The 26,456-nt window shown below is 53.3% G+C and carries 22 protein-coding genes; 14 read left to right on the top strand and 8 right to left on the bottom strand.

The genetic code is table 11. The features are described from left to right. Window positions 1-30: 30 nt before the first annotated feature. The 7 genes from SE15_RS07805 (at window position 31) to SE15_RS07770 (ending at window position 8,273) form a co-directional block, all read left to right on the top strand. Window positions 31-246: a hypothetical protein gene (locus SE15_RS07805; protein ID WP_054521562.1), complete on the top strand. Its 216-nt coding sequence runs from the start codon at window positions 31-33 to the stop codon at window positions 244-246. Further along, complete coding sequence (gene leuC, locus SE15_RS07800) at window positions 221-1,648, top strand: 3-isopropylmalate dehydratase large subunit (RefSeq protein WP_054521561.1); 1,428 nt, start codon at window positions 221-223, stop codon at window positions 1,646-1,648. The genes SE15_RS07805 and leuC overlap by 26 nt, the downstream gene beginning before the upstream one ends. Window positions 1,649-1,663: 15 nt before the next feature. Next, complete coding sequence (gene leuD, locus SE15_RS07795; protein ID WP_054521560.1) at window positions 1,664-2,254, top strand: 3-isopropylmalate dehydratase small subunit; 591 nt, start codon at window positions 1,664-1,666, stop codon at window positions 2,252-2,254. 14 nt (window positions 2,255-2,268) lie between these two features. After that, window positions 2,269-3,846, top strand: a complete 1,578-nt coding sequence (gene cimA / locus SE15_RS07790; protein ID WP_054521559.1) for a citramalate synthase — start codon at window positions 2,269-2,271, stop codon at window positions 3,844-3,846. After that, the gene (gene leuB / locus SE15_RS07785; RefSeq protein ID WP_054521558.1) at window positions 3,836-4,897 is read left to right on the top strand and encodes a 3-isopropylmalate dehydrogenase; all 1,062 of its coding nucleotides are present in this window, start codon (window positions 3,836-3,838) and stop codon (window positions 4,895-4,897) included. Before cimA ends, leuB begins: the two co-directional genes overlap by 11 nt. A gap of 25 nt (window positions 4,898-4,922) precedes the next feature. Continuing rightward, window positions 4,923-5,843 (top strand): branched-chain amino acid transaminase, encoded by a 921-nt coding sequence (locus tag SE15_RS07780; RefSeq protein WP_083461803.1) that lies wholly within the window; start codon window positions 4,923-4,925, stop codon window positions 5,841-5,843. Window positions 5,844-6,017: 174 nt separating this feature from the next. Beyond that, entirely contained in the window at window positions 6,018-8,273 is a 2,256-nt protein-coding gene (locus SE15_RS07770) for a methyl-accepting chemotaxis protein (RefSeq protein WP_054521555.1), read from the top strand. Here the strand turns inward: SE15_RS07770 and SE15_RS07765 are convergent. Then, window positions 8,248-9,945: a histidine kinase gene (locus SE15_RS07765; protein ID WP_054521554.1), complete on the bottom strand. Its 1,698-nt coding sequence runs from the start codon at window positions 9,943-9,945 to the stop codon at window positions 8,248-8,250. The two genes, SE15_RS07770 and SE15_RS07765, sit on opposite strands and share 26 nt — an antisense overlap. Before the next feature lie 152 nt (window positions 9,946-10,097). Between SE15_RS07765 and SE15_RS07760 the strand changes: the two genes are divergently transcribed. From SE15_RS07760 to SE15_RS07735, 6 genes are all read left to right on the top strand, one after another. Further along, on the top strand, window positions 10,098-10,745 hold the full coding sequence (locus tag SE15_RS07760; RefSeq protein WP_054521553.1) for a response regulator: 648 nt from the start codon (window positions 10,098-10,100) through the stop codon (window positions 10,743-10,745). Window positions 10,746-10,933: 188 nt separating this feature from the next. Continuing rightward, window positions 10,934-13,672, top strand: a complete 2,739-nt coding sequence (gene hpdB, locus SE15_RS07755; RefSeq protein WP_054521552.1) for a 4-hydroxyphenylacetate decarboxylase large subunit — start codon at window positions 10,934-10,936, stop codon at window positions 13,670-13,672. 45 nt (window positions 13,673-13,717) lie between these two features. Continuing rightward, complete coding sequence (gene hpdC, locus SE15_RS07750; RefSeq protein WP_054521551.1) at window positions 13,718-13,984, top strand: 4-hydroxyphenylacetate decarboxylase small subunit; 267 nt, start codon at window positions 13,718-13,720, stop codon at window positions 13,982-13,984. A gap of 83 nt (window positions 13,985-14,067) precedes the next feature. Continuing rightward, on the top strand, window positions 14,068-15,372 hold the full coding sequence (locus SE15_RS07745) for an MFS transporter (protein WP_054521550.1): 1,305 nt from the start codon (window positions 14,068-14,070) through the stop codon (window positions 15,370-15,372). Window positions 15,373-15,442: 70 nt separating this feature from the next. After that, entirely contained in the window at window positions 15,443-16,405 is a 963-nt protein-coding gene (gene hpdA, locus SE15_RS07740; protein WP_152965575.1) for a 4-hydroxyphenylacetate decarboxylase activase, read from the top strand. 234 nt (window positions 16,406-16,639) lie between these two features. Next, window positions 16,640-17,647, top strand: a complete 1,008-nt coding sequence (locus SE15_RS07735; protein ID WP_054521548.1) for a BMP family protein — start codon at window positions 16,640-16,642, stop codon at window positions 17,645-17,647. 76 nt (window positions 17,648-17,723) lie between these two features. On the opposite strand, the gene SE15_RS07730 is transcribed toward SE15_RS07735, so the two are convergent. After that, the gene (locus tag SE15_RS07730; RefSeq protein WP_236690006.1) at window positions 17,724-19,115 is read right to left on the bottom strand and encodes a GH1 family beta-glucosidase; all 1,392 of its coding nucleotides are present in this window, start codon (window positions 19,113-19,115) and stop codon (window positions 17,724-17,726) included. A gap of 260 nt (window positions 19,116-19,375) precedes the next feature. Here SE15_RS07730 and rpmF point away from each other — a divergent pair, with 260 nt between their 5' ends. Further along, on the top strand, window positions 19,376-19,570 hold the full coding sequence (gene rpmF / locus SE15_RS07725; protein WP_152965574.1) for a 50S ribosomal protein L32: 195 nt from the start codon (window positions 19,376-19,378) through the stop codon (window positions 19,568-19,570). Between the two features lie 73 nt (window positions 19,571-19,643). On the opposite strand, the gene SE15_RS07720 is transcribed toward rpmF, so the two are convergent. From SE15_RS07720 to trmFO, 6 genes are read right to left on the bottom strand one after another with little or no spacing between them, the layout of a single operon-like run. Further along, window positions 19,644-19,853 (bottom strand): hypothetical protein, encoded by a 210-nt coding sequence (locus SE15_RS07720; protein WP_054521547.1) that lies wholly within the window; start codon window positions 19,851-19,853, stop codon window positions 19,644-19,646. Beyond that, the gene (gene hflX, locus SE15_RS07715; protein WP_054521724.1) at window positions 19,825-21,201 is read right to left on the bottom strand and encodes a GTPase HflX; all 1,377 of its coding nucleotides are present in this window, start codon (window positions 21,199-21,201) and stop codon (window positions 19,825-19,827) included. The genes SE15_RS07720 and hflX overlap by 29 nt, the downstream gene beginning before the upstream one ends. Window positions 21,202-21,215: 14 nt before the next feature. Beyond that, window positions 21,216-22,400, bottom strand: coding sequence for an aminotransferase class I/II-fold pyridoxal phosphate-dependent enzyme (locus SE15_RS07710; protein ID WP_054521546.1), 1,185 nt, complete (start codon window positions 22,398-22,400; stop codon window positions 21,216-21,218). Between the two features lie 7 nt (window positions 22,401-22,407). Next, on the bottom strand, window positions 22,408-23,694 hold the full coding sequence (locus SE15_RS07705; protein WP_054521545.1) for a sensor histidine kinase: 1,287 nt from the start codon (window positions 23,692-23,694) through the stop codon (window positions 22,408-22,410). 6 nt (window positions 23,695-23,700) lie between these two features. After that, the gene (locus SE15_RS07700; RefSeq protein WP_054521544.1) at window positions 23,701-24,594 is read right to left on the bottom strand and encodes a M28 family peptidase; all 894 of its coding nucleotides are present in this window, start codon (window positions 24,592-24,594) and stop codon (window positions 23,701-23,703) included. A gap of 10 nt (window positions 24,595-24,604) precedes the next feature. Next, window positions 24,605-25,981, bottom strand: a complete 1,377-nt coding sequence (trmFO, locus tag SE15_RS07695) for a methylenetetrahydrofolate--tRNA-(uracil(54)-C(5))-methyltransferase (FADH(2)-oxidizing) TrmFO (RefSeq protein ID WP_054521543.1) — start codon at window positions 25,979-25,981, stop codon at window positions 24,605-24,607. Between the last annotated feature and the right edge of the window lie 475 nt (window positions 25,982-26,456).

Below are 26,456 nucleotides of genomic sequence, written 5' to 3'. Positions count from 1 at the left end.
TTCCAAGCCATTTGCCAAAGGAGGAATGACATGAATCCGCGACGTGTAAGTTCTGAGAATCCCGGTCCAACGGGTTATCGCCATTGGTTTGATATGCCCCGCACCATTCCGGGGCGGTGGGATATGAGCGCCTACCTAAATCCACCCCATCCGCTGAATAGCATGGCGGACATGAATGGCACGGCCTTTGAACAATCCTTCACATCGAGTGTAGACGCCTATGATGACCCCAAAGACGCTGTTTGAAAAAATCTGGGAGCGACACGTTGTCGTAGAACCTCCCCAGTCACCCGCAGTGCTTTATATAGACCTGCATCTTATTCATGAGGTAACTTCCCCCCAGGCATTTAGCGCTCTGCGTGAAAAGGGGTTGCGGGTCCGGCGACCAGAACGTACCTTCGCAACGGTGGATCATGGTGTACCCACAATTCCATCGCCGGATGGACGACCTGAAGGGCGGTTGGCGTTTGCCGATGAAATGAGCCGGCGGCAGATCCGTCAGTTGGAGGAAAACTGCCGTGAATTTGGCATTCAGCTAATGGGGTTAGATAGTCCCTATCAGGGTATTGTGCACGTTGTGGGACCGGAATTGGGGTTAACCCAACCGGGTTTGACCATTGTCTGTGGGGATAGCCATACCTCTACCCATGGGGCTTTTGGGGCTCTGGCTTTTGGAATTGGCACCAGCGAGGTTGAGCATGTTCTCGCTACGCAATGCCTGCTACAGCGTCGCCCTAAGACCTGTTTAGTGAACATGGAGGGCTACCCGGGCAAAGGGGTAACCGCCAAGGATATGATACTGGCGCTTATTGCCCAGATTGGCACAGGTGGGGGCACGGGACACGTTCTGGAGTATGCCGGCCCGGCGGTGCGTGCGCTTTCTATGGAGGAGCGCATGACTTTGTGTAACATGTCCATAGAGGCTGGGGCGCGGGCGGGTATGGTAGCCCCTGATGATGTCACGTTTGAATATCTGGCAGGACGCCCCTTTGCTCCCCAGGGGGCTGCCTGGGAAAAAGCCTTGGCTGATTGGCGCACACTGCCCAGTGATGAGGAAGCGGTTTACGATAAAGTGGTCACCCTGGATGTGAGCCGTTTGGAGCCAATGATTACCTACGGCACAAACCCAGGAATGGGGATGCCCATCACTGGCCGCATTCCCGATCCAGACGCAATAACCGATCCGGCTCAGCGAGCCGCTCTAGAGAAGGCATTGGCGTACATGGGATTGCGCCCCGGTGAGCCCTTACTGGGGCATCCAGTGGATGTGGTTTTTATCGGATCGTGCACCAACGGGCGGTTGACGGATTTGCGCCAAGCGGCCAGCCTGATTAAAGGTCGCAAGGTGGCTCCCAATGTGCGGGTTCTGGTTGTACCGGGTTCTCAGCAGGTCAAACGGGCGGCTGAAGCTGAAGGTCTAGATCGTATTTTCAAGGAGGCCGGAGCAGAGTGGCGCGAGCCGGGCTGTTCAATGTGCATTGCAATGAACGGGGATGCCCTAGCGCCAGGACAATATGCCGTGAGTACCAGCAATCGAAATTTCGAAGGACGGCAGGGGCGAGGCGGGCGCACTTTCTTAGCCAGTCCGCTCACGGCAGCGGCAACGGCCATTAATGGTGTGATTACCGATCCCCGTACCTTGCTCTAGGAGGTATGAAGACCTATGGAAGCCTTTAAGTGTTTGACCTCGCGGGTTGTGGTGTTACCGGTGGATAACATCGATACCGACCAGATCATCCCAGCCCGTTTCTTGAAAACCACAGATAAACATGGTCTGGGAGCCAGCCTTTTTGCAGATTGGCGTTACCTTGCCGATGGGCAACCTGATCCCGCGTTTGTCTTGAATCGCCCCGAAAGCCAGGGAGCTCAGATCCTTCTGACGGGCGATAACTTTGGGTGTGGCTCCTCGCGCGAACACGCTGCCTGGGCTTTGTTGGGCTGGGGCTTTCGCGCCGTGATTTCCACATCATTTGCGGATATCTTCCGCAATAATGCGCTCAAAAACGGTTTGCTACCGGTGATTGTATCGCCCGAGGTGCACCAGGATTTAATGCGCCTTTTCCTGCAAGACCCGGCTCAGACGTTGACGATTGATCTTGAAACCCAAACTCTGCGCTGGCTTGACCGAGAGGTGCAGTTCCCCATTGACCCATTTTCAAAAGACTGTTTATTACGCGGTGTTGACGAACTCGGCTATTTGCTCAGTTTAGAACCTGAAATTGCGGCTTTTGAGTCCAGATATCTTACCAGGTAGAGGGAGTTGCGGCCATGATCCAGATCTATGATACCACCTTGAGAGATGGCTCCCAGCGGACCGATATCTCGTTCTCTGTGGATGATAAATTGAACATCGCACGGCGCTTGGATGATCTGGGCGTGGCGTTTATTGAGGGGGGATGGCCTGGATCTAACCCAAAAGATGCTGAGTTCTTTCGCCGGGCTGCCAAAATGGAATGGCGTCATGCCAAGATTGTAGCGTTTGGAATGACCTGCGCGGCAGAAAAGCGCGCGCACGAGGATGAGAACATTCGGGCGTTGTTGGATGCGCAGACCCCCTATTGTGCGGTTGTGGGCAAATCCTCACTTCTGCATGTGCATGAGGTCATTCGAACGACACCGCAAAATAACCTTCGGATGATCGAAGAGAGTGTGGCTTACCTGGTTCAAAACGGGCGCAAAGTTATTTACGATGCCGAGCACTTCTTCGATGGCTACAAAGAGGATGCAAACTACGCCCTTCAGACCCTAGAGGCAGCCTTGCGGGGAGGTGCTGAAACGCTGGTGCTTTGCGATACCAACGGAGGCACACTACCCTGGGAGGTGGGTGAGATTGTACGGACAGTTCGGAAACACTTCCCCGCAGCCCAATTGGGTATTCATGCTCACAACGATAGCGAGTGCGCGGTGGCGAACTCGTTGGTAGCGGTGCGTGAGGGGTGTATTCAGGTGCAGGGCACGATCAACGGTTACGGTGAGCGTTGTGGAAATGCAAATCTCTGTTCGATCATCCCCGATTTGGAATTAAAAATGGGGCTCAAAGCCCTCCCCGAAGGGCACCTGGCAAAACTGACCGAACTTTCGCACTATGTGGCGGAGGTGGCCAACCTTGCGCCGGATGAGCACCTCCCTTATGTTGGCCGGGCCGCATTTGCCCATAAAGGTGGCATCCACGTAGCCGCCATGCGGCGCACTTCTCGCTCTTATCAGCACATTGATCCAGAATTGGTGGGCAACCGCAGTCGGGTGGTGGTCTCAGAACTATCAGGGCGAGGCAATTTGCTCAGCAAGGCAGAAGAGTATGGACTGAACCTGGATGAACAGTTTGATGTGAGTTCGGCGCTAAAAGACCTCAAGGGGTTGGAGGCTCAGGGGTTCTCATTTGAGGCCGCCGAGGCCTCAGTGGTGATGATGTTGCGTCGCCGACAGCCGGATTATCAGCCACCGTTTGAATTGATTGACTTCACGGCAAGTGTGGAACATCGCCAAGGGCGCGGGATGATCGCAGAGGCCACCGTGAAAGTGCGGGTCAACGGTGAGGTCATTCATACTGCTGCGGATGGGAACGGGCCGGTCAATGCACTGGACCGGGCATTGCGTAAGGCTCTGCGACCCTTTTATCCTGAAATTGATCATTTCCATCTCAAGGACTATAAGGTGCGTATCTTGGATGGAAACCATGGCACGATGGCAACCACACGTGTGCTCATTGATACCAGCAATGGGGTGAGCCAGTGGAGTACGGTGGGAGCTTCTACTAATATCATTGAAGCTTCCTGGCTAGCATTGGCGGATTCTGTGGAATATGGACTCTGGGAATTGAGCAGGAGAAAGACACATGAAGGCTAACATTGTTCTCTTGCCAGGAGATGGCATTGGTCCGGAGGTTGTGAGTGCAGCGGTGCGAGTTTTGGAGGCAATCGGGCAACGCTTTGGCCACACATTTAAGTTCACCGAACATCTGATTGGTGGATGTGCCATTGACCAGACCGGGAATCCCCTACCCGAGGCAACGCTGGAAGCCTGCCGGACAGCGGATGCAGTTCTATTGGGGGCGGTTGGAGGGCCCAAATGGGATGATCCGCGAGCCTCCGTGCGTCCGGAGCAGGGGCTCTTGGGTTTGCGCAGAGGTTTAGGGGTGTTTGCAAACCTTCGTCCGGTTCGGGTACACCCAGCACTGATCGAAGCCTCTCCACTAAAGCCGGATCGGCTTCAGGGTGTGGATTTGATCGTTGTGCGCGAATTGACAGGTGGGCTTTATTTTGGGCAACCTAAGAAGCGCGAATGGGTAAATGGTCAGTACCATGCTGTAGACACTCTGGAATACAGCGAAACCGAGATCGAACGCATTGTGGATTTAGCATTCCGGCTGGCGTGTCAGCGTCGGAAGAAAGTGAGTTCGGTGGACAAAGCGAATGTGCTAGAATCTTCACGCTTGTGGCGCGAAGTTACCAATCGGGTTGCACAGCGATATCCGGACATTCTGCTGGAACATGTATTGGTAGATACCGCAGCCATGCGCTTGATCAGTGCCCCCCATTCTTTTGATGTGGTGGTTACCGAGAATATGTTTGGGGATATTCTCACCGATGAGGCTGCCGTACTTGTGGGGTCAATGGGAATGCTCCCCTCGGCTTCGTTGAACGGGAAGCACGGCGGGCTGTATGAGCCCATTCACGGCTCGGCTCCTGATATCGCAGGCCAGGGAATTGCCAACCCTATTGGCACCATTCTGAGTGCGGCAATGCTGTTGCGGTACTCATTGGGGTTGGAACAGGAAGCTCGAGCCATCGAAAGGGCAGTGGATCGTGCAATTGAGGAGGGATGCCGTACACGAGACTTGGGCGGGTCGTTGAGCACAACCGCGATGACGGATGCGGTCATTGAGCGGTTAGGATAACTTTTCAGATATGGAGGAATCATCTATGGCTGAGTCACGTTACATCTGGTTGGATGGCCAGCTCGTTGAGTACGAGAAGGCCACTGTTCATTTTCTGAACACAGCCCTGCATTATGGGCTGGGGGTGTTTGAGGGGATTCGCTGCTACAGCACATCTCGCGGTCCGGCCATCTTTCGGTTGAAGGAGCACATGGAGCGACTGGTCAACTCGGCCAAAATTTTGGGCTTTCGCTCCCTGCCTTTTACCGCTGATCAATTGGGGGAGGCGTGTAAAGAGGTGGTGCGGGCAAACGGTTTTCAGGCATGTTATATCCGTCCGCTGATCTTTCACGAGAGTGAGAAACGTGATCTGAATCTAGATAGCGGCGTAGCGCGGGTAGGCATTGCGGCCTGGGCGTGGGGGGCTTATCTGGGAGAAGATTCCGAGGAAAAAGGGGTGAGGATGAATGTTTCGTCCTACACTCGCCACCACCCCAACGTGATGATGACCAAGGCCAAGGTTACTGGAAACTATGCCAATAGCGTGCTGGCTAAGACCGAGTCGGTGCGATTGGGCTTTGATGAAGCAGTTATGCTGGATCCCCAAGGATATGTTGCGGAATGCACGGGCGAAAACCTCTTTATTGTTCGCAAAGGGGTCATTTATACGCCGGGAACTTGGGCGGTTTTGGAAGGCATTACCCGTGATTCGCTAATCGTCCTGGCCAGGGATCTCGGTTATCCGGTAGTGGAGACGCAGATTAGCCGGGATCACCTTTATATTGCGGATGAAATGTTTGTGTGTGGAACGGCGGCCGAAGTGGTACCGGTGACGGAGATTGATTTCCGGATCATTGGCGATGGCAAAGCCGGACCGGTGACCCGCGCCTTAGCCAGGGCGTTCCGAGAGGTAGTTAGAGGAGAACATCCACGCTCAGCGGAATGGCTGAGTTATGTAAATGGGTAGTCTGTTTGCGTGCGCAATGGTTGAACGAAGGCGCCCGGGTAGAGGGCGCCTTTTATTTTAATTGGGAATTTATCGGGTTTTTAGCCACTATTTACGATTTTGGTAAGGGACCATCGGTAAATTACAAATGGCTGAGGTGGAGCCGCCAATATCAACGCAATGGGAAAAGAGTGCATGGCAGCGTTCTGGGGTGAATTCAAGGGAGTAATGGCGCAGATGGACGGGCTGACTTTTGCAGGATTAATTTTGCTAGTCGCGCTGTTGACGTTAGGAATTGTGTATCTGGTCTTCCGGCGGGGTATAGCGCTTCGTCTCAATGCCATTGTGGTGGGCATGACATCGTTGGCGGCAACAGCGGGCTTTATTTTGGGGAAGCAAGGGTTAACCCTTGCAGGTTTGGGACTGGCGGTGGTTTCGGTAGCGCCTGCTTATTTCTTGCTGTTGCTGGCTCTCAAACGCATTGTGTTGCCCATACAATCTGTGGCCGAATCGGCTCTTCAACTGTCGCAGGGGGATTTAGGGCAAAACCGTTCGATTGAGGGCTGGGATGAGATCCGAGACTTGCTTCAGGCTCAGCGTCAGATACGGGAATACTTGTTGCAAATTAATTCGATTGCGGAGAAAATCGCCGGGGGCAACCTGGCGCAAGACATTGGTGCACGTTCTGAAAACGATGCCATTGGACAAGCCCTGGTAAGGATGGTGAAGTCCCTGCGGGAAGTCATTAGCAAGATGACCCAGAACATTGATCAGATCAGCCGCGAATATGGCAACATTGCCTTCGCGGCTGATCAGACGCGTCAGGCAACGCGTGAAATTAGCGATAATCTACATCACGTGGCCCAACAGACTAATGAGCAAATTGAGCGCTTGCGAGCCACATTGCAGGCCATTGAACAAATGGCTCTGGCTATCAATGGAGTGAGTAAAGGTGCCCAGGAGCAGGCCCAAGCCGTGGCGGAGGCATCGCGAAGGATGCAACAAATTACAGAGAAGATTCAAGTGGTCGCGGAGCGAGCGCATCTAGCCGAACAAGTTACTGGAGAGGTCTCCGTTTCAGCCCGGCGTGGCTCGCAAGTTATTGGGGAAAGTATTGAGCGCATGCGACGAATTGTAGAAAGCACCCAGCATGTGCAAGAGAAGGCTGAATGGGTGGGGCAAAACACACGGCAAATCGGGATCATCCTTGAAACCACCCAAGAATTGGCGGCTCAAACGAATCTCCTGGCTCTTAATGCAGCCATAGAGGCTGCCCGCGCTGGTGAGCAAGGGAAAGGGTTTGCGGTTGTAGCCGATGAGGTGCGCAAACCGGCTGAGAAATCGGTCCAGGCGACCAAGGAAATTGCAGGCTTGATCCGTGATATTCAGATGTCAGTATCCGAGATGGGGGTGGCCATCCAGGAACAAGGCAAAGAAATAGATGCAGGGGTGCAACAGAGCCTTCATGCGGGTGAAGCACTGGATGCCATTCTGAAGGGAATTGGAGAAGTAGAAAGCAGGATCCAGGATATTTCTGAGGCTGCTGACGAGATCCATGAAGCCACTCGTGGGCTGATGGTCGCCATGGAAACGGTTTCCGCGGTTGTTGAAGAGAATACAGCGGCCACCGAGGAGCTTGCTGCCAGTGCTGCGGAGGTGACCACTACTGTCCGTGCCTATGTTGGTGCCAGTGAGCAAAATATGGGTGTGCTCAACAACGTGGCACAGGCTTCGGAACAAATTCGTGACCAGGTTGCGGCGGTCACATCATCTATCCAGCGGATGAGTGAACAAACAACCCTTTTGCAGCAACAAATTGCCCGGATCGTTACCCAGCAGGTGAGCGGAAAGGTCAGCCGGGGAAGTGCTTTAATTGGACGATTGGATTTTGTACGTGAGAAATACGGACAGGCTGCTCTGGATCAGGTTATAAGTCGGGTGCCGGCTGAGGTTCAGCAGATTCTACGTGGGAAAATAGACCCCGAGGGGGAGTATCCACCTGAAGTACTGGGGGCACTCACGGCAGCCATTAAAGATACCCTGGCGGGAGGTAAGGATGACATCCTGCGTGAGATGACGCGTTACCGGGCCAAATACGATATTCAGCCAGGTGCCGCTCTGGCAAAGTACTTCAAACCCGGCGATCCAGGTTACATCATTCGCCGGATGGATTTGGGCCTGCGGCATAACTGGGGCGATGGGGTGATTGTGCGGATTTTCGATTTGGCGGAGAACCACGTGCGCATGGAAGTGGATATGGGTAAGAAACAGCCTCGCGAGCGGTGCACGTACAACCATGTGGGTTGGATGGAAGGGGTAATCGAGGCAGCAGGAGGGGTACCTTACATTCGGAAGACACGTTGTGTGTACAACGGTGATCCCATTTGTGAGTATGATGTGCGCTGGGAGATGGTAAGCACCCCCTCTAAACAGGAAGTACGGCTTCGATAGTTGTCCCCTTGCCCCTTTCACTATGAACATTTACAACGCCTCCAAACATGCGTGCCCGTTCACGCATGCAGGTAATGCCAAAGGATTGCTCAAATTGAGCCTGGCTGTCGAAGCCAATCCCATTATCCTGAACACACAATGAGACAGATCGTTCGCTGTAATTCAGCGTGATTTGTACCTCGGTTGCCTGAGAATGTTTGCGTACATTCGAGAGCGCTTCTTGAGCAATGCGGTAGAGGGCCTGTTTGACATCAGTGGTGAATAATGGCTGACTTCCAAATACCTGAAATCGAACTTCTATGGCCAAGTCGCGAGTGAGCTTCTCGACTTCGTTGCGGATGAGATCTTCCAGGGACTGGCTGCTTACTGTGGGCGGCCTTAAGGAAAGCACTGAGCGGCGCGCTTCGTTTAAGTTTTCACGGGCGATGCTTTGAATGCGAAACAGGTGATCATTCGTCAGGTCAGCATTACCCTGCACTAAAGCCTGGCGCAGGGCTTCGACTTGCATGAGGATACCGGCAAAGCCCTGGGCCAGGGTATCGTGTATTTCACGCGCGATGCGATTGCGTTCTTCAACCACCGCCATTTCTCGCAGTTCCTGGTACATGCGCGAATTTTCCAGGGCAATGGCGATTTGATCGGCCAGGGTTTGAACTGTGAAAAGATCGTGAGCATCGAGGCTGCTGTAGCGTGGGCTTTGAATATCCAAGATCCCCAGGGTATCACAACCAATTTTGATTGGAACCACAATGCGCGAGAGCGCTTCGGCCTTGGGGCCAACGGTCTTTAAGGCAGAGAGGGTTTCGTTTTCAAGGTGGGGTTGGCCGGAACGGGCCACATGACCTTCAACCCCTTCTTCCATGCTTATAAGTGTGCCCACCGGTTTATCTTTGACATGACCGGCTTGAGCGACCAATACCAGAAAGCGGGTTTGGGGTTGCTTAAGATATACACGAATGCTACTAAATGCAAAAGTTTTTTGGAGAAACTCAACAATGGTGGGTAAGACCTGTTCCACATCCACTACCGCACTTATTTTCTGGCCCACCTCGTTAATGGCACGAAGTTGATCTGCCCGACGTTTTTCAGCGCGGGTGCGTTCTTCTAAGTGATTCAAGAGGGTGAGAATGCTACGATGAATCTCTCGGGAAGGCTGAAGGAATTCATCCATGAAGGTGGTAACAGCAACAACCAGACCATGGGGATGCAGTGAGGGTGGCCATACGGGATAACATGCCATGAACTTTTTACGTACTTTCCCTTCTCGATCTTTAAATTCGTAGTAGCCCTCAGATTCCCCGCTCAGAGAGTTTTCAATAATTTCCCAGAAATTTTGGAATTGACCAGCAAGTTGGCGTAAATCTGCACCGATCAACTCTGGATTGGTGTGAAATCGGTTGATGCCCTGGGTATCATGAACTGCCGAGTAACCGGTCTGACCGACCCGCTGCACGGCAATAGCCGCCAGGGTTGAGTCCGCGCTTAGCGCTTCAAGAGACGAATAAGTGTGGCAGGAAAGGTAGATCTCGATTTGTTTGGCGATATCCGATGCTTTCTGGCGAATCAGTTGCTTGCCCAACGCTTCCATGGCTTCAGCGGCGAGGTTGGCGGCTTGTTGACCTATCTGAAAGCTGTCTTCGAGAGGCGATTCAAACGTTTGGGAAATGGTCATGGGGTTGCTCATGTTTCGTGGTTTATAAAACTTGTTGAGGGAATCTGATAGCCAAGAATAATGGGTATGGTGGTATTCTACCTCAAAATGGGTTGCCAGTTTATAATCAGATTGTCCCGATTCTGGTTAACACCCTTATTACAGGAGGTCCGGTGGAAAATCCGAAAGTGCGCATTTTAATCGCTGACGACCACCCAGTCATACGCGAGGGTTTGAGTGCAATGCTCTCCAGTGTGGAGGGTTTTGAGGTGGTGGGGGAAGCCAAGGATGGGCAGGAGGTGCTCGATTTGGCCCTGCGCTTAAAGCCGGATGTCGTGCTAATGGATTTGCGAATGCCGGGCATGGACGGTGTTCAAGCCATGCGGTTAATCCACGCTCAGTGCGAGTCAGTGCGTTTTATCATTTTGACGGTCTATGATAATGATGAGTATATCTTTGAGGGGATACGGGCTGGAGCATCGGCATATCTCTTAAAGGATGTGTCACGAGAAGAATTGATTAATGCTATTCGTGAAGTTCACAGCGGACAATCCTTGCTTCACCCGCGGATTACGCGCAAATTGCTTGAACGGGTTTCGAGCAGCACCGAAGCGGAGCAGGAGAGTACGCTAACGGAGCGTGAGATTGAGATCTTACGCCTGATGGCAAATGGGGCGTCAAACAAGCAGATTGCAGTCCGTCTTTCAATTAGTAGTCATACAGTAAAGACCCATGTAAGTAACATATATCAAAAACTTGAGGTTAATGATCGTGCTGAAGCCGTTGCCAAAGCGATACGCAAAGGCATTCTGCAAGGCTAATTTACATCTGGCTTAGGGCGTCCCATCGGTCAAATGGGGGATGCACGAATCGGAAAAAAGGCTGATTGTTCAATCGGCCTTTTTTCTGTCTGCAAGATCGGAGGAATCCCCGATTGAGTCGGGTATCGGATTTGGTTAAAGTGTTTACGGAGTCACCCTCCCAAATTTTCGTAGGAAAGGAGTGGAACATGTCAGAAAAATCCGTAGGTGTGCAGGAAGTCACCAGGAGCCTGGCTGACATACTGCAGGAGAAGGGGATCCCCATCAGTTTCCAGTATGGGAAAGCCCCGGAAGAGATGGTAGATCGCGAGGTTAAGCGCGAGCCGACCCCGCGTGCAAAGAAACTTCGCGATCTGTATTTTAATACCTACTCTTCGGTTGATCTGGAGTTCCCGTACTGGTACACGCGCAAGTACATGGAATTGGACAACGAGGTTCCGATTGTACGCCGCGCGTTGGCCCTGAAGCATGCCTTTAGCCACCTGACGCCCAGCATCTACCCGGGTGAGCTTCTGGTGATGGGGAAAGCGCATTACTACCGCGGTTCTTTCCCGATGCCCTGGCTTTCTGAGTCCTTCTACGTTGCAAAAGAGGATGAGCTCTACCAGGAGGCTCTGAAACGCGGGAGCGCTTCATCGGGTGAGCTTTCCAAGTTTGGATCGGGTGGTGGCAACGTCACTAAGTCCTTTGGGAATGTGGTTTCCATCGCCGGAAAATTCGGTATTCGCAGTGAGGAAGTGCCTGCCCTGATTAAACTGGCTAAGCAGTGGGTGGGTAAGTCGGTGGAAGATCTGGGGCATAAGTACGAGATGATGGTGCCCGAGTATGAGCTGAAAGAGAAATTAATGCGCTCGCTCATCTGTATGTTCGATTCGGGCTTTACCCTACCCCAGGGACGCGAAGTTATCAATTACTACTACCCGCTCCAGTACGGTTTCGATGGCCTGATTGAAATTTGCAAGCAGCGCAAGGCCGAGGTGGCTGGTAAGGCGGATGGTGATGGAATCACCGGCATGGACCGGCTGTACTATTACGATGCCGTGATTCACGTTATCGAAGGTTTGCAGACGTGGATCCTCAATTACGCGAAAGAGGCACGCCGTCTGGCAGGTATCACCGAGGACGCGGTTCAGAAGAGAGAGTACGAAGAAATTGCTGAAACCCTGGAATGGATCGCGCATTATCAGCCCCGCACTTTCCGTGAGGCGCTGCAACTCACCTACACGCTCCACATCGCCGTGCTCAACGAGGATGCCATTTCGGGTATGTCCCCTGGGCGTTTGGGGCAGGTCTTGTGGCCGTGGTACGAGCAGGATACAGAGGCTGGACGCTTGACAAAAGAAAAGACCCTTGAGTTGCTTGAGTGCCATCGCGTCAAGTTTACTTGCATTGACTGCTTCGCCTCAACCGGTGTAGTCGGTGGCGTGCTCTCTGGAAATACCTTCAATAACCTGAGCATGGGCGGTTTGACCAAAGACGGCGACCCGGCCAGCAATGACTTGGAGAAACTGATCCTTGAATCAGCGATGAGCTTGCAGTCACCGCAGCCCACGCTCTCGGTCCTCTATGATGAGAAACTACCGGAAGACTTCTTGCTGAAAGCGATTGAGTGTGTCAAGACGGGAACAGGCTATCCGGCCTGGATGAATAACCAGATCGGTATTCAGTTCTTGCTGAGCCAGTATGGCCCCGAGGGAATGACCCTCCCAGAGGCGCGTGCCATTGCAATTGGTGGTTGTTTGGAAACCTCACCCTGCACCTGGCATCCGCTCACGCTGAATGGGAAGAAGTATTGGATCCCGGGCGGTGCTGGTCAACCGACTTCGGTGGGTGTACACTTCATTGCCAATCCCAAGATCCTCGAGTGCGTGCTGTTCAACGGTTACGATCACCGTCTCAAAGAGCAGATCTTCCCGCCGCACAATCGCAAACTGGAAACCTACGAGGAACTGTGGGAGGTTTACAAGCAGTACTACGAAATGGCGGTTGACGCCCTGTGCAAGTGCAACAACATCCAGCACGATATCTGGCGCAAGAATAATATGACGGTTATCAACTCGTTCTTGAAGCCGGATTGCCTGGAAAAGGGCCGCCATATTGGGCAACTGGGGTACCGCTATAACGCCACTTTCAATGTCGAGTCCTGCGGCACCATCAATATGGTGAACTCGCTGGCGGCGCTTAAGAAACTGGTCTATGAGGATAAGAAGTACACTCTCGACCAGATGCGTGAGGCCATTCTTGAGAACTTCGGCTTCAAGACCGCTCACGAAGTGGGATCCTTCTCCTTGTTCTCACAGGTCAAGAAAGTAGGTGGTGAAAAGTACGATAAGATCCACAGCGACTGCTTGCTGGCCAATAAGTATGGGAACGATGACCCCTACGTAGATGGCATCTTGCGCGAATACGAAGATTGGTTCTGCGCCATGTGCCACAAGTTTGAGTCGCTGTACGGGAAACCGCTCTACGCCTGCCAGATCTCCGTCTCAACTCATGGGCCTCAGGGGGCTGCTACTCTGGCAACGCCGGATGGTCGTCTTGCGGGCACCACTTATGCGGATGGTTCGATGTCTGCGTATCCGGGCACGGATCGCAATGGCCCGTACGCCTTGTTCAATTCGGCTACGGTGTGGGATCATGCCAAATCCCAGAACAGCCAGATGAACCTCAAGATCCACCCAAGCGCGGTTAAAGGCATCGAAGGGTCACGCAAGTTGCTGGAACTGACTCGGGCTTACATGCGCCGTGGTGCCTTCCACATTCAGTACAACATCGTGGACTCGAAGATTTTGAAGGACGCGCAGGCCCACCCTGAAAACTACCGCGACTTGCTCATCCGTGTGGCCGGCTTCACCCAGTACTGGGTTGAATTGGGCAAGCAGATCCAGGATGAAGTGATCGCGCGCACGGAGTACGAGGAAGTCTAAGGCTACAGTGAGAGACGAAACTTATCACAAGAAGGAGAAACTAACGTGAGCCAGGAAACCTTACGGCACAATGATTGCTTGAACTTCGTTGCGGTGGATGTGACTAAAGGCATTTGCCGCCGCACAAACGAACTGGTACTGATTGACTCGGAGGTGTGTGATTGCTTCACTCCGCTGCCTAAGTGCAAAAACTGCGCTTTCTTCAAGGAAGATGGCCAGGAGACGATTGGAACCTGCACTGCCGAGAAGAACCAGCCATGGACGTACAAGGATTTGATCGCGGTTACCTGCGAGATGTACGCCACAAAATAATCGCCTGAAATGGCAAAATGGGGGTGCCCTGCACAGGCACCCCCAACGCCCCTAAATCTCAAGACCAGAGGATGATCAAAAAAATGGACGAGAAAACAGCAAAGCGGTTAGGTTATATGGTGGTTGCCGCCTCATGGTTGGCCGTGTTCTGCCTCTTTGGATACCGCTCGACATTCTCGGTGTTGCAGGGACCGATGGCCAAAGCCATGGGCTGGACGACTTCCCAGACTTCCCTGGGCTATTCGCTGATGATGACGGTTTACGCGATCACCGCGTTTTTCAGCGGTATGATCATTGATCGGTGGGGGACTCGCCCCGCTTATTTCATTGGGGCCGTGTTTGCTTCACTGGGCTTCTTTGTCACCAGTCGGGTTCAGGAGTACTGGCAATACCTGCTGGTTTACGCTTTGTTTGCCGGAATCGGTACCGGGATGCTTTGGGTCTCTTCCACGGTTTCGGTGCGCAAATGGTATGTGGGACGAACTTATGCTACCATGTGGGGTATTGCCTTTGCCGGTGCTCCAATCGCCCAGGTAGTGCTTAGCCTGGGGGTGAAGGCAGCGCTTCTGCGTACAGATTGGCGGGCGGCGATGCAGGTTCTGGCCATTGTGGTTTTTGTGGCTCTGGTCCTGGCGGGGATTTTGGCTCGCAAGAATCCAGAAGGGTACGGCTTAAAGCCCTTTGGGTTAACCGCTAGTGGTGCTGCGGCGAAGGAGGAATATAACTGGTCTATCAAGGAGGCGTTCAGCAATTTCGCCATTTGGGGCACCATTCTGGCATTCTTGACCAGTATGCTGGCGGAATTCTTGATCTGGACCCAGGTTGTACGCTTCTGGACCGAGGATGCCAAACTAAGCCTTTCCTCTGCAACGAACCTCTATGTGGCCATTGGTTTGGCTGGCATCGTTACCATGCCCTTGATGGGGGTTGTGGCGGATAAATTGGTGGCGAAACTGGGGTTGGAGAGCAAGGCACGCAAGACAATGTTGATCTTCGCTCCCATTTGCGGCGCTGTTGCATGTGTGTTGTTGCTGGTCAGCCTGACACCCGGAATGACCATTATCGCGGGTCTGATTGCCTGTCTTCTGTTCGCAATCTATTGGGCAATTGAACCCGGTGGTTGCGCGGGTTATGCAGGCTCCGTTTATGGGCGCAAAACCCTGGGTAAAATCTGGGGGTTGGCGACGCTGATTGTAATGGGCATCGGTCCGGCGGTGGGTTCATTCATGGGAGGCTATCTCTTTGACGTATCCGGGACCTATCGCTACTCAATCATCTTTGCCCTATCGGCCTATGTGGTTTCGGCGATTGTGGCTTCTTTCCTGCCTTTGGCGGCTGTTCCAAAATCCGTTGCTGTGAAAGCCGTTGAGGGTGTCACTGCAGATTAGCCAGCCTGGGGTTATGGACCTGGTAGATAGGGTTCTATCTCCCAGGTCCAATGAGATATAAGGAGAGATCATGGAGGAAAAAGGGCTAATTTTCGATATTCAGGGTTATTCAGTTCACGATGGACCAGGTTGCCGAACGCTGGTGTTTTTGAAAGGATGCCCTCTGGATTGTGCGTGGTGTTCTAATCCGGAGGGAAAACTATTTAAACCCGAGATCATGTATCGGGCGACAAAATGCACTTATTTGACCCAAGGATGTGAACGTTGCATAACGGCTTGTCCAGAAGGGGCGATTCAAAAGAACCTTTCGGGAAATGGAGATCAAGAAATCGCGCCACTGGTGTTAGATCGTTCAAAATGCCAGCACTGTCGGGATCTGGATTGTGTGGCGCTATGTTACTTTGAGGCCTTGAAAGTCTGCGGCCGATGGTACTCGGTTTCAGAATTGATGCGGGTGCTGAAGCGAGATCAGCAATATTGGGGCGGCATGGGAGGGGTCACGTTTTCGGGAGGAGAACCTCTCATGCAGCGCCGCTTTATGCGCGCCGTATTGGAGGCTTGTCGTGATGCCTATATTCACATAGCCGTTGAGACCAGCGCTTATATTGAGCCGGGCGCGTTCTTGGAATTAATGAGGTTTGTGGATTGGGCATTTATTGATATTAAACACATGGATCCGGAGAAGCATAGGGCAGGTACCGGTGTCTCCAACGAATTGATCCTTAGCAACATTGCATTACTTGCACGTTCAGGTTGGTCGGGGCGTCTGATAATTCGAATGCCGGTTATTCCGGGATTCAATGACGATGATGAGAACATCCTGAAAACAGCCGAATTTCTGCGTGAAGTGGGATTGGTAGAGATGAACATTCTGCCCTTCCACCGCCTGGGGGATTCAAAATGGACACAACTTGGAGCCGTTTATCCCTATCGGGATTATGAAGGCACCCCCGAGGAGAAAATGGCGCACCTCCAGAAACTCCTTTTAGACCAGCAAATTGCGTGTTACGTGGGGTCTGAAACCCCGTTCTAACCGTAACTATGTAAAAGAAGTAGCCATCCACTTGGAACCGAGGCGGCCTTCTATGGGCCGCCTCGGAGGAGGAATAGAGGAGGCTCGGATAGGGAGTTTGAGCCCCTAGCCGCGTTGTGTTTTTTAGGGACACTATTTGGATGGTGAAATGGTGTGTAAGGTGTAAAATGAAATAGGGGGAACAACACCGGGTGTTTCGAGCGTTTTACCAATTTACACATCAAGGAGGAATTTATGAAAACGACAAAATGGCTTGTTTTGTGGTCGGTCTTGGCTTCGTTTTTGCTTGGAGCATGCTCGCAAGCCACAGAACCCCCCAAGACCGAGGAGAAACCCTTCAAGGTAGCCTTGATCTTGCCCAGTACTGTTCGGGATCTGGAATGGAGTCAATCGCTCTATGAGGGGCTGCTAAAAGTTCAACAGGAGATGGGCGGCCCTGAAAAACTTGAAATCGCCATTTCCGAGGATGCCTGGGATGTTACCAATGCGGCTGCGGCGATCCGCGATTACGCCAGCCAGGGGTATAACCTGATCATTGCCCACGGAGCCCAGTACGGCACCTCACTACAACAAATTGCGCCTGAATTCCCACAGACATCGTTTGCCTGGGGTACAACCAACCAGACTTACAAAGATGAGGGGATTAACAACATCTTTGCCTATCAACCCCAGGCTCAAGAAGGGGGATACGTCAACGGGGTGATTGCCGGAATGCTGACTAAAACCAAGGTGGTAGGCGTTACCGGACCTGTGGAAGCAGGAGATGCTCGACTATATAACCTGGGCTTTGAAGCCGGGGTAAAGTCGGTAGATCCTACTATTCAGGTTAATATCAGTTACACGGGGTCTTTTTCGGATGTGTCATTGATGTCGGCGGCAGCAGAGACGCATGTCCGGGCTGGAGCAGATGTGTTAACCGGCACTTCTCAATCGGTCACGGGCGCGATCAGTGTGGCAAAGCAACATGGCATTCTGTGGCTGGCATCTGCCTGGTATCAGGATTCGCTGGCTCCTGATACGGTGGCCGCTAACCTGATCTATCGCTGGGAAGTGGTTTTGCGGGATATGATTGCCAGTAATAAGGCAGGCGAGCCGGGTGGAAAAGTTTTCTACCTCTCGTTCAAAAACGGTGGCCTGGAGATGGTTTATAACGACAAATTAGTGCCACCTGAGGTCAAGGCTAAAGCGGAAGCTACCATCCAGGGCATTAAGGACGGGAGCATCGTGGTAGATGTGAAGTAGTTCGAAGTCTTGTAGCCAAAGAAGGAAGCCCCCACGTCGACGTGGGGGCTTCCTTTTCAAGGAGGAAGAGACGAATCTAGACCACACTTCCAGAGGCGATAACCTGGCGATACCAGTGAGCGCTGCGTTTCATGATACGCTTTTGGGATTCAAAATCCACATAGATTAATCCAAAGCGTTTCGCATAGCCATGTGCCCACTCAAAATTATCCATGAGCGACCACACAAAATAGCCCTTCAAAGGCACTCCAGCCTGAATTGCACGCCAGGCTTGAACGAAGTGTTCGCGTAGATAGTGGATGCGCAGGGTATCCTCAATAACGTTTTCGGCAAGGCTGTCTGGGTAAGCGGCGCCGTTTTCGGTGATATAAATCTCGGGAAAACGATATTCATAAGTGAGGCGCGTTAGCCAGTCGAACAGCCCTTGTGGGTGCACCTCCCAGCCCATTTCGGTGACCTCGGCATCAGGAGCGGGCGGGAGGGGGATGGGCGTGTAATCCTCTTTTGCGCTGTTGCGGGCCCTGATGATCTGACGGCTGTAGTAGTTCAATCCGATGAAATCAATGGGTGTAGCGATGATCTCTAAATCACCCGAGCGAACGAAATCCATGGGGTAATTGAAGAATCCGATTACATCCAAAGGGTAACCCCGAGCGACCAGGGGATCAAGTAGCCAGCGATTGCGGTAGCCGTCCTGTAGCCAGGCGGCGTAGCGATCCGCGAAACGAGAGGAAGCGGGAGTCATGGGAACCGAGTCCAACGTAATTCCTACGTTCGCTTGAGTGGAATTGCGACGAATCACCGGTACGCTCCACCCATGAGCCACCAAGAGGTGATGCGCGGTGTGTAGCATTTCGGCCTGGCTTTTATGGCCAGGGGCATGTTCACCAACCAGATGCCCTAGCCATGCTACGATGAAAGGCTCGTTGAAGGTAATCCAGTATTTGACGCGGTCACCTATAGCGCGGCTTACTTGGTCGGCATAATCCACGAAAGCCTCAGCCGTTTCGCGATTGGGCCATCCCCCGCGGTCCTGGAGCGCCTGAGGAAGGTCCCAGTGATAAAGAGTGACAAAGGGTTCAATGCCGGCTTGCAGCAGCCCATCTACCAATCGCTGATAAAAATCCAAACCCTTGGAGTTTACCCTGCCAGTGCCTTCAGGAAGGATTCGGGACCAGGCAATGGAGAAACGGTAGGCCTTAAGCCCCATGGTTTTCATTAACTCAATGTCTTCTCGCCAGCGATGGTAATGATCGCAGGCAATGTCGCCGTTCTGGTTCTGCCAAATGTTGCCGGGGTGGTGGGTGAAAGTATCCCAAATAGAAAGCCCTTTGCCATCTTCATTCCAGGCCCCTTCAATTTGATAGGCAGAGGTGGCAGCGCCCCAAAGGAAATCGGGTGGGAAACGAAGAGGCTGGGTTTCAACATGAATTGAAGTCAATGGGGAGACTTGCATCTGGTCGCTCATGGGAAAAATTCCTCGTCGTGCGGTTGGTTTGGGAGCGCTCCCAATATATTGGGGACTAAAAGCCGTTCGAAAAGCGGCTTTTACAAAGAAAAACGGGATATTTTAGGAGCGCTCTCAATTCCAATTATAGGGGTTTTGGGGCGAAATGCAAGGGGAAATCGTGGAACTTTTCTCAAAGACTTGACGTTTTTACCTGGTTCTCATTATAATTCGGCGGTCACTGGAGATTGGGAGCAAGAAAAGGTTCAGGAGAATAAACTATGGTGCCTCTACCAAAGCGAAAACTTTCGAAAGGACGACGGGATCGCCGGCGTGCGCATGATGCCTTGAAAGCCGCGAACCTGGTTCAGTGCAGCAACTGCGGGGAACTGCGACTGCCCCACACCGTTTGCCCTAATTGTGGTTATTATCAAGGTCGCGAAGTTGTCAGCCTTGAGAAAGAAACCAAAAAATAGGTGCGTGGATATTTGGCGTTGTAAGAAACGCGACTTGATTCAGAGTCGCGTTTCTCTTTTATAAGGCTCGTGATTATAAGGCTCGTGCCAGCATGAAGCCCAAAATTGCAATAATCAGCCCTAGATGAAGCAGAAGATGCGTTTGGGCCACCCATCCATCACTAAGAAACTGAATGATCAAATTAAGCAGGATCAACCCAAGGCCGAGAAGTGGCAGAAGTCCTTTGCGGGCTGCCAGGAATTCGGAAAGGTGATCAAGAATCCGAGAGATCAACTGGCTCATGGACGTTATCCGGTTGGGTCACAGTTTTGATGCGACGCGTGAAGGGCTGGAAGCGGGCGATCAGACGGCCCGGCAGTAGTCCCCGAATGGTCACATAACCATCATGGTGCGTGACGCGTTCCACTTTCCCGTGCTCGTGGAAGAGTGAAATCATGTGCCCTTCTGTGTAAGGGATGTGCACTGTCATGGGGCTGTAATCCTCAAAGAGGGCAGTCTCAATGACACGGAGCAATTCGGGAATGCCCTCCCCAGTGAGTGCAGAGATGGGGACCGAGTGCAGAAAAGTTTCTGAGAGTGCCTGGATAGCAGAGGGATTGGGCAACCGATCAATCTTATTCAATGCCGTGATCACCGGGATAGCCCCCGCACCGATCTCCTCGAGGGTTTGCTGGACCACTTTCCACTGCTCTACAGCGTTGGGGTGGGTAACGTCGAGAACGTGTACCAGAAGATCCGATTCGGTGATCTCCTCAAGGGTGGCTCGGAAGGCGGCCACAAGCTGGGTCGGCAGTTTCTGGATAAAGCCTACGGTATCAGTGAAGAGAACGATGTGACCACCGGGAAGCTCCACGCGCCGGGTGGTGGGATCGAGTGTGGCAAAGAGTTGATCGGCCACATACACCTGCGCACGGGCCAGTCGATTCAGCAGAGTGGACTTTCCCGCGTTGGTGTAGCCTACCAGTGAAATGACCGGGACTTGGGATTTGCGCCGTTGCTGGCGGTAGCGCTGGCGATGTGCGCGTACCTTCTCGAGTTCGCGCTTGAGGAAGGCAATGCGGCGACGAATTTCGCGGCGATCTACCTCCAGCTGGGTTTCGCCGGGTCCACGCAATCCTACCCCGCCCTGGCTTCCCGTTCGACCTCCACCGCCACCTGTTTGCTGGGCCAGGTTGGTCCAAGCACGGGTCAGGCGGGGCAGTCGGTATTCGTAGAAGGCCAATTCAACCTGCAGGATGCCCTCACGAGTGTGGGCGTGGCGGGCAAAAATATCCAGGATCAGTGCGGTGCGATCTAACACTCGCACCTGATTACCAAATTGTTCTTCCAGTTCGCGCTGATGGCGGGGCGAAAGCTCGGTGTCGAAGATCACCACGTCGGCAGCAGTTTCCTCTAGCAGCACCTTTATCTCTTCAACTTTGCCTTTACCGATCAATGTGTCCGGATGGGGCCGATCGAGGCGTTGGTAGGCTTCCCCCACCACCTCCAGATCGGCAGTTTGGGCCAGGAGGCGCAACTCGGCAAGCGAGTCTTCCATGGAGAGCGGCGAAGGCTCGCTGCGGATTTCTACCCCTACCAGGAAGGCGCGCTCACGTGGGAATCCGGTGGGTTCTGGAATCTTAGGGCTCATGCTTTCATTATACTCTACGCCCTTTGAATCCATGAAAGCAGGCGTTCCATGGCCTCTTCCAGGCGCTCTGTGGGTGCTCCCAATGAGATGCGCACATAGCCTTCGCCATACTGCCCATAGACAACCCCAGGAGTAATGCTAACTCCAGTGTCTTCCAGCAAACGCGTGCAGAACTCGGTGCTATTGCTGAAACCGGGAGGAAGATGTGCCCAAACGTAAATGGCGGCAGCGGGAGGCTCGACACCAAAACCGGCCCTTTGAAGCGCTTGAACCACTAAATCGCGGCGCTGCTCGTAGATCCGGTTGCGTGCCTCAATCCAGGATTGATCACCTGTAAGGGCAGCAATTCCGGCCAGCAAAATGGGCTGGAAGTGCGACGAATCCATCTGGCTCTTGTAAACGTGGAGATACTGGATAATCCGGGGGTTACCCACTGCCATGCCCACACGCCAGCCAGCCATGTTATAGGTTTTAGAAAGCGAGTTAAATTCAACGGCCACATCCTTAGCGCCTGGAACCTGCAGGATGCTAGGGGCTTTATAGCCGCCAAAGCAAATGTCAGTATAGGGGGCATCAAAGGCAATTACAAAGCGATGGCGATGAGCCAGGTCTACCACCCGTGCGAGGTACTCATAGGGAGCAACTGCACCGGTCGGATTGTTGGGGTAGTTGAGCCATAAGATTTTAGCCCGATCGAGAACCTCGGGAGCAATCTCATCCAATGCAGGCAGAAAGCCGTTCTCGCGTTTGAGGGGCAGTTTAATCACCTCGGCCCCCGCGATCAGGCTGGCTGCTTCATATACGGGATAGGCGGGATCCGGCACCAGGGCTAGATCGCCCGGATTGAGCAGAACCTGCGCCAGGTTGAAAAGGCCTTCCTTGGAGCCGATCAGCGCAAGGGTTTCGCGCATGGGATCCAGTTCGACGTTAAAGCGTCGGTGATAGTAAGAGGCAACGGCTTCCCGGAAGGCGGGAAAGCCCCCATTGGGTGTATAGCCATGGGTATCCGGTCGGCGAGCATTTTCAACCAGGGTTTCGATGATAAAGTCGGCTGGCGGCAGGTCGGGAGAACCCATGTCAATTCGGATCACATCCACCTTGCGGGCCTTAAGTTCGGCGATTTTCTGATTCAGGCTCGCGAAGAAGTAAGGTTTGAACGAAGCAATGCGGTCAGCGGGTTGAATAAATGCGTTACTCATGGTTTATCTACTCTGAAGGGGTAGGGGTTGGGGTAAGAGAAGCAAAGATATCGGCCACGCGACCTTCCAGGGAGGGGTGTTGTTGGGGGATCAAGATATGGAAGGTAGAGCCAGGGCAGCGTACTTCATCATAACCCTCTGATTCTACCCAAATTGTGCCACCATGGGCTTCAATAATGCCTTTGGCAATGGGCAATCCGAGCCCTGGGCCACCTCCCTTAAATTTGGTCTTACCACTGGAGTGCAAGGCCACATTTCCCAGGCGTGAAAACTTCTCAAAAATAATGGCCTGGTCATCGGGATCAATACCAATGCCAGTGTCGGTGATGGTAACCTCGATGAACCCCGGCAGCTCGCGTCCGTTCACCTCAATTTTGCCCCCGTCCGGGGTGAACTTGATCGCGTTGTTCAGCAGGTTACGAAAAGCCTGCAACAATCGTTCGGGATCGCCCATCAGGACCGCATGGCTGCCCGGAAAGTCGTGGATCTTGAGGGTCTGGTGCCTCTCTGCAATAGCCGGCTGAAACTCGCGCTCCAGGATGGCAAAAAGATGGTTCAACCAAACCGGTTGAAAATTAAGGGAAAGTAATTGATTGTCAATGAGCGAAACATCAATCATATCTTCGATGATGCTACGCAAGCGCCTGGCGCCATTTTCAATCCCATCCAACATTGGGGTTAGTTCACCAGAGTCAGTATTCGGCTGACTCAACCCTTCGCGGAGCATGGCGGTATACCCTTCCACCAGCGTCAGCGGAGTCTTCAGCTCATGCGCCGCAATGGCAATAAAATCGGATTTGCTTTTATCGAGCCGTTCCAGTCGCTGTTGCACCTCGCTAAGGTGATTTGAGATGTAGGTGATTTTGGCTTCAATCTCATGTTGAGCCAGGCGTTCATAGGCGTAATTGAAACAGGGAAGCAAGGCTTTATATGTCACTAGGGCTGTGGCAGGTTCTAGATGGGTGATAAGGGCTTCCAGGGCCGAAGTGACCAGCACACCCATGAAACGCATTAGGTCGCTGGCACTGCTTTCAAGGTCTGTCTGAGTCAGCGAAGAGGCCCACCGGGCTAAGATAGGATCCAGGAGATCAAGAGGCCCTCCTTCCAGGATCTGGGCAGTGGTGTGGACGAATTCACGGACCAGGTAATGGAGGTTCTCGCGCGTTGAGGTGCTCTGGCCCACCACCCGAACCGTATTTTCAATCCACTCGGCTTGAATTTGCTGCCAGGATTCCGGAAGACCTTTCATGGGTTCAAGTTTAAGCGAGGATGTGAAATTTGCCAATTCCTGCATGCGCTCTCAGGGCTGAATGAGCCAGTGGTACAACGTACGTCCCACAACCTCCAGACTATAGGGTGAAACTTTATCAGGAAGGTCTTGCAGTGTATGCCAGTAGGGGTAATCAAAGTCAATCAAATCCACAGCGGGGATTCCCTGTTCCAGAAATGGGATGTGGTCATCCAAAATGGCTTGGCCATCGGCATCTAAAAAGTTTTCCTGGTAGCCCAGAGAGTGAGCGACTGCCCAGATTTCACGCATCAATTTAGGATCGGAATGGCGTTCTTTGAACAGGTTAAGGTGGGTATCGCCAACCATATCTACCACGACTACTGCATCTGGACGTCCCTCAAGTTGGGAGACGAAGTGGCGAGATCCCATAATCCATTCCCAGCCGGGTATTCCGCCCTGGTCTTCAGCATCAAAGAAGACCAGCCAGATGCGCTTCTCAATGGAGGTGGGAAGGGTGCGTGCCAGTTCCAATAAAACGGCTACCCCCGAGGCTCCATCGTTGGCGCCGGGCACCGGCTGGGAATGGTTGGCGGGGTCGGGGTCTTGGTCAGCGAGCAGGCGAGAGTCATAATGAGCGGCCAGGATGATCCACGGCCCGTTGGTGCCTCGTTTTCCAATGATGTTGGTGATGGGCTGATTGTTATACGTGCCCGATTGCACTTCAACTGTCCAGGCGTTGGTGCGCAGGGTTTTCACAATATAATCCTGAAGGGCTGCGTGAGCCGGACTACCGGGAGTACGTGCCCCCAGTGCCACCTGGTCTTGCACATCACGGTAGGCGCGCTGGGCATTGAACACTTCGGCGGGCCGGGTTGCGTTGAGGATCCAACGTCCGATGACCAACACACTCGCTACTAGAAGGAGCGTCAGGAGGAGGCGCAGGCGATAAATTCGGGATCGCATGGTGATCACCTCAGTGCAGTAAGGGAAGTGTGACCTGGGTGCGCTCTGGGAAACGGCGTAGCCAGGCGCTCAAATCCTCCAGGGCGCGCATGGCCAGGCGCTGGTGTCTTTCCTGTTTGCCCCGCGGAGGATGGTCCAGGTCGGGCAGTAAGCCAAAGTTGGCTTTCATGGGCTGGAAGTCCTCGAGGCGAGCCTCGGTGATATAGCGGCATAGCGCTCCCAACATGGTGGTGGTTGGAGGGGTGAGGGGGTCGCTACCGCCCAAAAGGCGCACTGCATTCCAGCCGGCCAGCAGCCCAGTGGCGATGTTCCCCATGTAGCCCTCCACGCCAGTAATCTGCCCGGCAAACAGGATCGTGTGGTGCTGACGCAATTGGAGGGTGGGAAGCAGAAGGCGCGGAGAGGCGATGTAAGTATTGCGGTGCATTTGTCCGTAGCGGACAAACTCTGCCTGTTCCAGGCCCGGGATCATGCGGAAAACCCGTTTTTGCTCAGGGTAGGTCAGGTTGGTCTGAAATCCCACTAGGCTGTAAAGCGTACCACGCAGGTTGTCCTGACGCAGTTGAACCACCGCGTAAGGCTGTTTCCCGGTGCGCGGGTCTATCAAACCAACCGGCCGTAGTGGTCCGAATGCCAGAGCCTTTTCACCACGTGCAGCCAGCACCTCGATGGGTAAGCACCCCTCAAAGTATTTGTCGGCCCCGGCTTTGACGCCGTGTTCGATGGCTTTCTCGAAATCGCGCAGAGGGATGCGTTCGGCATGGACCAGTGCATCCACAAAAGCCTTGTACTCGGCTTTGCTCATTGGGCAGTTAATATAATCCCCTTCTTCTTGTGCTCCGCGCCCGTAGCGTGAACCCTTGAAAGCAATGTCCATGTTGATGGAATCGGCTGTCACAATCGGGGAGATGGCGTCGTAGAAGAAAAGATAATCTTCACCTGTTAATCGCTGGATCTCCTCTGCCAGCGCGGGGGAGGTCAGCGGGCCGGATGCGATGATGACCACCCCTTCGGGAAGGCGAGTCACTTCCTGGCGCACCACCCGGATGCGCGGGTGCTGACTGATAATCTGGGTGACCAGGTCAGCGAAGGCATCTCGATCTACAGCCAAGGCGCCCCCGGCGGGTACCGCGGTAGCCTCGGCACACGCCAATAGCAGGGAACGCAACAAGCGTAATTCTTCTTTGAGCAGCCCCGAGGCGCGGTCCAAGAGGCGGGATCCGAGAGAATTGGAGCAGATTAACTCGGCCAGTTTGTCTGTGCGATGAGCCCCGGTGCTGACCAGGGGACGCATTTCGTAAAGTATGACCTCTGCTCCCAGTTCCGCAGCCTGCCAGGCTGCCTCGCTTCCGGCTAATCCACCACCAATCACATGAACAACTGCCATGGGTTTACCTCGTTTCTCTGCGCCACGGTGCTCAAGGCACCTGGGCGTTGTGGTGTTGATAGTATCCCAGGAGGAGGAGAAGTGTCAAGTGGTGCTGGTCGCGGTGAGGGCTCAGACCCTTTGGCTGGCGTTGTTTGCGCTGGCGCAATCATGCTGAGGATAAAACGTCATATGCTAAATTTCAGGTCACTCAATCATCCTATTTTGCTCTAAAACGATTAAATTTGAAGGAGGTGACATGAAGCACCATTGGATGGCATGGATCCTGCTCGGGATTAGTGTGCTGGGATTGGCGGCTTGTGCAGGACGCTCCCAACCAACCCCAACATCTACCCCCGCGCTGTCAGCGACCTCTCCTGTGGCTGGCAGTGACGTCATGGAACTGGCGATGGAGGGATTCAAGAAAGGGGCCTGTGGGGCGTGCCATGTGATTCCAGGCGTGCCGGGCGCGCAGGGCACCCTTGGCCCGGATCTG

This window comes from Thermanaerothrix daxensis, assembly GCF_001306145.1.
GTDB lineage: Bacteria > Chloroflexota > Anaerolineae > Anaerolineales > Anaerolineaceae > Thermanaerothrix > Thermanaerothrix daxensis.
Note: the sequence above shows the minus strand (reverse complement) of the source record. Positions and strands in the feature narration are given on the sequence as shown.